9 protein-coding genes are annotated in these 6,226 nt (G+C 67.5%); all 9 read left to right on the top strand.

The window, feature by feature from the left end; translation table 11 throughout:
• Positions 1-13: 13 nt before the first annotated feature.
• The 9 genes from rplE (at position 14) to map (ending at position 6,088) form a co-directional block, all read left to right on the top strand.
• On the top strand, positions 14-586 hold the full coding sequence (gene rplE / locus G6O54_RS24385) for a 50S ribosomal protein L5 (RefSeq protein WP_165228990.1): 573 nt from the start codon (positions 14-16) through the stop codon (positions 584-586).
• Positions 587-675: 89 nt separating this feature from the next.
• Positions 676-861: a type Z 30S ribosomal protein S14 gene (locus tag G6O54_RS24390; RefSeq protein WP_165228992.1), complete on the top strand. Its 186-nt coding sequence runs from the start codon at positions 676-678 to the stop codon at positions 859-861.
• A gap of 160 nt (positions 862-1,021) precedes the next feature.
• Entirely contained in the window at positions 1,022-1,417 is a 396-nt protein-coding gene (gene rpsH / locus G6O54_RS24395; RefSeq protein WP_165228994.1) for a 30S ribosomal protein S8, read from the top strand.
• Between the two features lie 62 nt (positions 1,418-1,479).
• On the top strand, positions 1,480-2,031 hold the full coding sequence (gene rplF / locus G6O54_RS24400; protein WP_165228996.1) for a 50S ribosomal protein L6: 552 nt from the start codon (positions 1,480-1,482) through the stop codon (positions 2,029-2,031).
• Between the two features lie 92 nt (positions 2,032-2,123).
• Positions 2,124-2,501, top strand: a complete 378-nt coding sequence (rplR, locus tag G6O54_RS24405) for a 50S ribosomal protein L18 (protein ID WP_165228998.1) — start codon at positions 2,124-2,126, stop codon at positions 2,499-2,501.
• Between the two features lie 77 nt (positions 2,502-2,578).
• Positions 2,579-3,082, top strand: a complete 504-nt coding sequence (gene rpsE, locus G6O54_RS24410; RefSeq protein ID WP_165229000.1) for a 30S ribosomal protein S5 — start codon at positions 2,579-2,581, stop codon at positions 3,080-3,082.
• Positions 3,082-3,582 carry a 50S ribosomal protein L15 gene (rplO, locus tag G6O54_RS24415; protein WP_165229002.1) on the top strand — a complete coding sequence of 167 codons (501 nt, stop codon included), beginning with the start codon at positions 3,082-3,084 and terminating at the stop codon, positions 3,580-3,582. Before rpsE ends, rplO begins: the two co-directional genes overlap by 1 nt.
• 190 nt (positions 3,583-3,772) lie before the next feature.
• Positions 3,773-5,146: a preprotein translocase subunit SecY gene (secY, locus tag G6O54_RS24420; RefSeq protein WP_165229004.1), complete on the top strand. Its 1,374-nt coding sequence runs from the start codon at positions 3,773-3,775 to the stop codon at positions 5,144-5,146.
• Positions 5,147-5,305: 159 nt separating this feature from the next.
• On the top strand, positions 5,306-6,088 hold the full coding sequence (gene map / locus G6O54_RS24425) for a type I methionyl aminopeptidase (protein ID WP_165229006.1): 783 nt from the start codon (positions 5,306-5,308) through the stop codon (positions 6,086-6,088).
• Positions 6,089-6,226 lie beyond the last annotated feature (138 nt).

The raw sequence follows: 6,226 nt of genomic DNA on the forward strand, positions 1-6,226 counted from the left end.
AAGGACCAGCGGAATGGCTCGCCTCCAAGACCTCTACAAGAACGACATCGCCAAGGCGATGGCCACCAAGTTCAACCTGACCAACCCCATGTCGATCCCTCGGCTCGAGAAGATCGTCATCAACATGGGCGTGGGCAAGGCCACCCAGGACAAGGCGCTCCTCGAGGTCGCCGCGGACAGCCTGGGCAAGATCAGCGGCCAGAAGCCGGTGCTCACCAAGGCCAAGACCTCGGTCTCCGGCTTCCGCCTCCGCGAGGGGAACGACATCGGCTGCAAGGTCACCCTCCGGGGCCGGCGGATGTACGAGTTCCTCGACCGCCTGGTCTCGATCGCCCTGCCTCGTATCCGCGACTTCCGGGGCGTGAACCCCAACAGCTTCGACGGCCACGGCAACTACAGCCTGGGCCTGGCCGAGCAGGTGGTCTTCCCCGAGATCGACGCCGACAAGCTGCAGCACACCCAGGGCATGGACATCACCATCGTGACCACGGCCGGCAACGACGACCAGGCCCGCGAGCTCCTCCGCCACTTCGGCGTCCCGTTCCGCCAGCCGGGCGCCAAGGGAGGCCCGGGGGGCAGGCCCTGAGAAGGGCGCGTTGCAAAGGGATCGGATTTGGAACCTGACGGATCCGGCGCCGCGAGGCGCCCTGTCTACCCGGCGATAAAAGGCTGAGCATGTCGACCAAGGCACAGAAGATCAAGTCCGAGACGCCACGCAAGTTCGAGGTCCAGCACCGCAACCGGTGCCGCCTCTGCGGCCGCCCTCGCGGCGTCTACCGCAAGTTCGGGATCTGCCGCATCTGTTTCCGCAACCTCGCCAGCCGCGGCCTGATCCCCGGCGTCAAGAAGGCGAGCTGGTAAGAGAGAAGACGAGAGGGCCGGGGGCACGCCCCCCCGCCGCGACGAAACCCGACCAGACGATCGCACGAGTCGAGACCCCCCGCCGCGCCGACCTCGCCCGCCTCCCCCATCGGGGCCCCGGGCACGTTACCCGCGACGGCTCAGGAAGGCTTCTTCGCCCATGATGACCGACCCCATCGCCGACATGCTCACCCGCATCCGCAACGCCGTCCGCGTCGAGCGCCAGCAGCTCGACATGCCGACGTCGAACATGCGGAAGGGGATCGCCCAGGTCCTCAAGGAGGAGGGCTACCTCTGGGACTTCGAAGAGATCGAGACCACGCCGGCGCGGACCCTCCGCCTGCACATGAAGTACGGGCCCAACGGCGAGCGGCTGATCACCAAGATCGACCGCATCAGCAAGCCGGGCAAGCGCGTCTATCGCGGCTACAAGGAGCTCCGGCCGGTCCTGGGCGGCATGGGCATCCAGATCCTCAGCACCCCCCAGGGGATCGTCAGCGACCGCCGCGCCCGCGAGTCCAAGATCGGCGGCGAGGTCCTGGCGCTCGTCTACTGACGCGGCGTCGGCTCAGGTGCACCCAGAACCAATGATCCCGCGGAGGGAGGAACGAGTCAGCCATGTCCCGTATCGGTCGCAAGCCGGTCGCCGTCCCGGCCAACGTGAAGGTCTCGATCGCCGGCCAGAAGATCGAGGTCGAGGGCCCCAAGGGGAAGCTCAGCTTCGAGCATCGCCCCGAGATCAGCCTGAAGTATGACGACGCGACGAAGTCCGTCGAGGTCAAGCGGCAGGACGACGAGCGGCTCAGCCGGTCGCTCCACGGCCTGACCCGGAGCCTGGTCGCCAACATGGTCAAGGGCGTGGCCGAGGGCTACACCAAGAAGCTCGAGATCGTCGGCGTCGGCTACCAGGCCCAGCTCAAGAAGGCCAACACCGTGGCGCTCCAGGTCGGCTACGCCAACCAGGTCGTCCTCGAGGCGCCGCCGGGCGTGTCGGTCGTGGTCCCCGACGCGACCCACATCACGATCACGGGGGCGGACAAGCAGGCCGTCGGCCAGTTCGCCGCGATCGTCCGCAAGGTCCGCCCGCCGGAGCCGTACAAGGGCAAGGGCATCCGCTACGAGGGCGAGAACGTCCGCCGCAAGGCCGGCAAGGCCTTCGGCTCCAAGTAATTGACCCGAAGTGAACTGAAGCGACATCGACCCAACCGGGGGACGCCGGCCCGCCGCCGGCCCCCGACGAACAGAACCCCGAGGATCGTCCCGTGGACACCGCCAATCACCATCTCGCCGTCCAGACCCGCCGGGTCCGCCGTCAGCGGCGCGTCCGCGGCAAGCTGCACGGGACCCAGGAGCGCCCCCGCCTGGCCGTCTTCCGGAGCTCCAAGCACATCTACGCCCAGCTCGTCAACGACGAGACCGCGACCACCCTGGCCCAGGCCAGCACCATGGACCCCGAGATCAAGGCCCAGCTCAAGTACGGCGGCAACAAGGCCGCGGCCGCCCTCGTGGGCAAGGTCGTCGCCGAGCGGGCGAAGCAGGCCGGTATTGACAAGGTTTGCTTCGACCGCCGAAGCTACAAGTATCACGGCCGGGTCGAAGCCCTGGCCCAGGCCGCCCGCGAGGCCGGCATCCAGTTCTGATCTGACACCGAAATCATCGTATCGCCCTGCCTTGCGGCCGGCCCCGGAAGTAGGCGCGGGCCGGTCCATGAAGGAGAATGTCCGTGTCGAGCGACTCGCGTGATCGAGATCGAGACCGTGGCGAGTGGTCGGAGAGCGTCGTCTCGATCCGCCGCTGCGCCGCCGTCGTCAAGGGGGGCCGCCGCTTCAGCTTCAACGCCCTGGTCGTCGTCGGCAATGGCCGCGGCCAGGTCGCCTGGGGCTACGGCAAGGCCAACGAGGTCCCCCCGGCCGTCGAGAAGGGCGTCAAGGACGCCCACAAGCAGATGAAGCGGGTCCAGCTCCGCTCCGGCACCATCCCCCACGCCGTCATCGGCAAGTTCGGCGCCGCGCGGGTCCTGCTGATGCCGGCCGTGCCGGGTACCGGCGTCATCGCCGGCGGTGCCGTCCGCGCCGTCGTCGAGGCGGCCGGCGTCAAGGACGTCCTCACCAAGAGCTTCGGCTCCAACAACAAGCTCAACCTCGTCAAGGCGGCCATCGACGCCCTGACCCAGCTTCGCACGAAGGAAGAGATCGCCCGCCTTCGGGGAGTGACCCTCTGATGCAATTGCACGACGTCCACAAAGGCGTTCATCGCCGCAAGCTCAAGAAGCGCGTCGGCCGCGGCACCGGTTCGGGCCACGGCAAGACCTCGTCCAAGGGCCACAAGGGCCACTCCTCGCGCCAGGGCTTCAAGCTCAACCCGATCTTCGAAGGCGGCCAGATGCCCCTGGCCCGCCGGGTGCCCAAGCGCGGCTTCTTCAACGGCGCCTTCAAGAAGGAATACGTGCTGGTGAACCTCGGCGACCTCGAGGCCACCTTCGACGCCGGCGCCGTCATCGACGAGGCCGCCCTCCGGGCCCGCGGGCTCGTCAAGGGCTACGCCCACGACGGCATCAAGGTCCTGGCCGACGGCGACCTGACCAAGACGTTCACCGTCAAGGTCACCAAGTTCAGCGCCGCCGCCGCCGCCAAGATCGCCGCCACCGGCGGCTCGATCACCGCCGTCCCCTACACGGGCCGCCGCGAGGAGCCGAAGACCGACGCCCCGGCCAAGGCCTGAGCCCGGAAACCTTTCAGACCAGACCGCAATGCGGAGGGCCGGCGATTCCCGGCCTTTCGCCGTCCAATGAAGGATGAGCCGCACGGGCCCGGGGATGGGCCCCCTCCGCGGCCGGATCTTCGATCCTCGATCATCCGTTCGACGCAGGCGCATAGGGGCGGAAGGCGTCCGCCGGGGGAGACGACCGCACGTGGACAAGCTGATCACCATCTTCAAGGTGCCGGAACTCCGGCGCAAGATCCTCTTCACGGCCCTCCTCCTGGCCATCTACCGGATCGGCTTCTACGTCCCGCTCCCGATCGTCAACCAGGCCCAGCTCCACAACTGGGAGGAGCAGCAGAGCACCAACGCCGCGGGCAAGCTCTTCGGCACCGTCGCCATGTTCGGCGGCACCTCCATCGGCATGTCCACGATCTTCGGCCTGGGGATCATGCCGTACATCTCGGCCTCGATCATCTTCCAGCTCCTGGGCAGCGTCGTCCCCTCGCTCGAGGCGATGATGAAGGAGGGGGAGAGCGGCCGCAAGCGGATCAACGAATACACGCGGTACGCCACGGTGGCCCTCTGCGCCGTCCAGTCGGCCGCCTGGGTCAACTACATCATGAGCCCGAACATAGGCATCATCCTGCCGCAATATCGGGACTTCTGGCACGGCCTCGTCTGCGTCTGCATCATGACGGCCGGGACCATCTTCCTGATGTGGATCGGCGAGCAGATCGACGAGTTCGGCATCGGCAACGGGATCAGCCTCCTGATCATGGCGGGCATCCTGGCCCGCGTGCCGGTGGCCCTCAACGGCCTCTGGCAGAACGCCACCTCGAAGCTGACCCCGGAGCCGGGCAAGTACGGCATCGTCACCCTGTTGCTCCTGCTGGGCCTGTTCATCGCCGTCGTGGTCGGGGTGATCGCCATCACCGAGAGCCAGCGGCGGATCCCGACCCAGTCGGCCAAGCACGTCCGCGGCCGGCGGGTCTTCGGCGGCACCCGCCAGTTCCTGCCGCTGAAGGTCAACCAGGCCGGCGTGATGCCGATCATCTTCGCCTCCAGCCTGCTCATCTTCCCGTCCATCGTCTTCAAGAGCCTGGCGAACATGACCGCCGGTTGGCGCGGCGATACCTGGACGGTCGGCTCGTTCTTCGCCGGGATGTTCCAGGAGCTGGCCGACGGCTTCACCCGCCAGAGCTACATCTACACGGTCTGCTTCATCATCCTGATCTACTTCTTCAGCTACTTCTGGACGGCCATCACCTTCAACCCGAAGGACATGGCGGACAACCTCAAGGACTACGGCAGCTTCATCCCGGGCTATCGCCCCGGGCGGCGGACGGCCGATTACCTCGAGAACGTCATGCTCCGGATCACCTACGTGGGGGCGGCGTTCCTCGCCCTCGTGGCCGTGATCCCGTCGATCGTCCAGACCTCGCTGAACGTGGACAACACGGTGGCCAACTTCCTGGGCGGCACCGGGCTCCTGATCGTCATCAGCGTCTGCCTTGACCTGGTGCAGAAGATTGATAGTCACCTCGTGATGCGGAACTACACGGGGCTGATCAACCGCAAGTGAGGGACATCCCGGTGGGCTCGCCGGGATCATCCATCCCAGAGGAGCTCGAGCGGCATGTCTTCCCACCGGGACCCCGGCCGGCGTCCTTCCCCATTCTCACTGTTCAGGAACCCGGCCCGCCCTTCGGGCGTGGCCGCCGGCCCGGGAGCCTCTCGCCCCGTGATCAAGCTCAAGAGCCCACGCGAGATCTCCCTGATGCGTGACGCCGGCCGGGTCGTCGCGCAGGCCCTGGACCGCTGCGCCAAGATGGCCGTCCCGGGCGTCACCACGGCCGACATGGACGCCGCCGTCGCCGAGGTCTTCCGGGAGCATGGTGCCCAGCCCTTGTTCCTCGGCTATCCCAGCTCGACCAAGGGGAAGCCGCCGTTCCCCGCGGTCATCTGCGCCAGCGTCAACGAGCAGGTGGTCCACGGCATCCCGAATCGCCGCCCCCTCAAGGAGGGAGACGTCGTCTCGGTCGACACCGGCTGTCGCCTCAATGGCTGGTGCGGCGACTCCGCCGTCACGCTCCCCATCGGCCCGATCTCGGCCGAGTCGAGGAAGCTCCTCGACGTGACGAAGGAGACCCTGGAGCTGGCGATCCGGGCGATGGCCCGCTGCCGGACCTGGTCCGAGGTGGCCGGCCTGATGGAGCGTTTCGTCAAGAGCCAGGGCTATTACGTCATCGAGAAGTTCGTCGGCCACGGCATCGGCCAGCAGATGCACGAGGAGCCGCAGGTCCCGAACTTCGTCAGCAAGGCCCTCGTCAAGAGCGACATCCGCCTCGAGCCCGGCGTGGTCCTCGCCATCGAGCCCATGGTCGCCCTCGGCACCAAGGACGTCCGCACCCTCGACGACGGCTGGACCGTCGAGACCCGGGACCGCCGCTACAGCGCCCACTTCGAGCACACCGTCGCCATGACCCCGGACGGGCCGCGGGTGCTGACGTATCTGGAGGATTGAGACGGCCTCCCAGATCGGAGCGGAGGTGCATCCCCATGGCGTTGGCCGTGCGCAAGCTGCTCGACGACATCGACCGTCTGCCTGAAGACGAGCGCCTGGAGCTCACCGCCGAACTCCTCCGTCGCTCTTCCCGGCTCG

The sequence above is a fragment of the Aquisphaera insulae genome (assembly GCF_011064615.1).
Taxonomy (GTDB): domain Bacteria; phylum Planctomycetota; class Planctomycetia; order Isosphaerales; family Isosphaeraceae; genus Aquisphaera; species Aquisphaera insulae.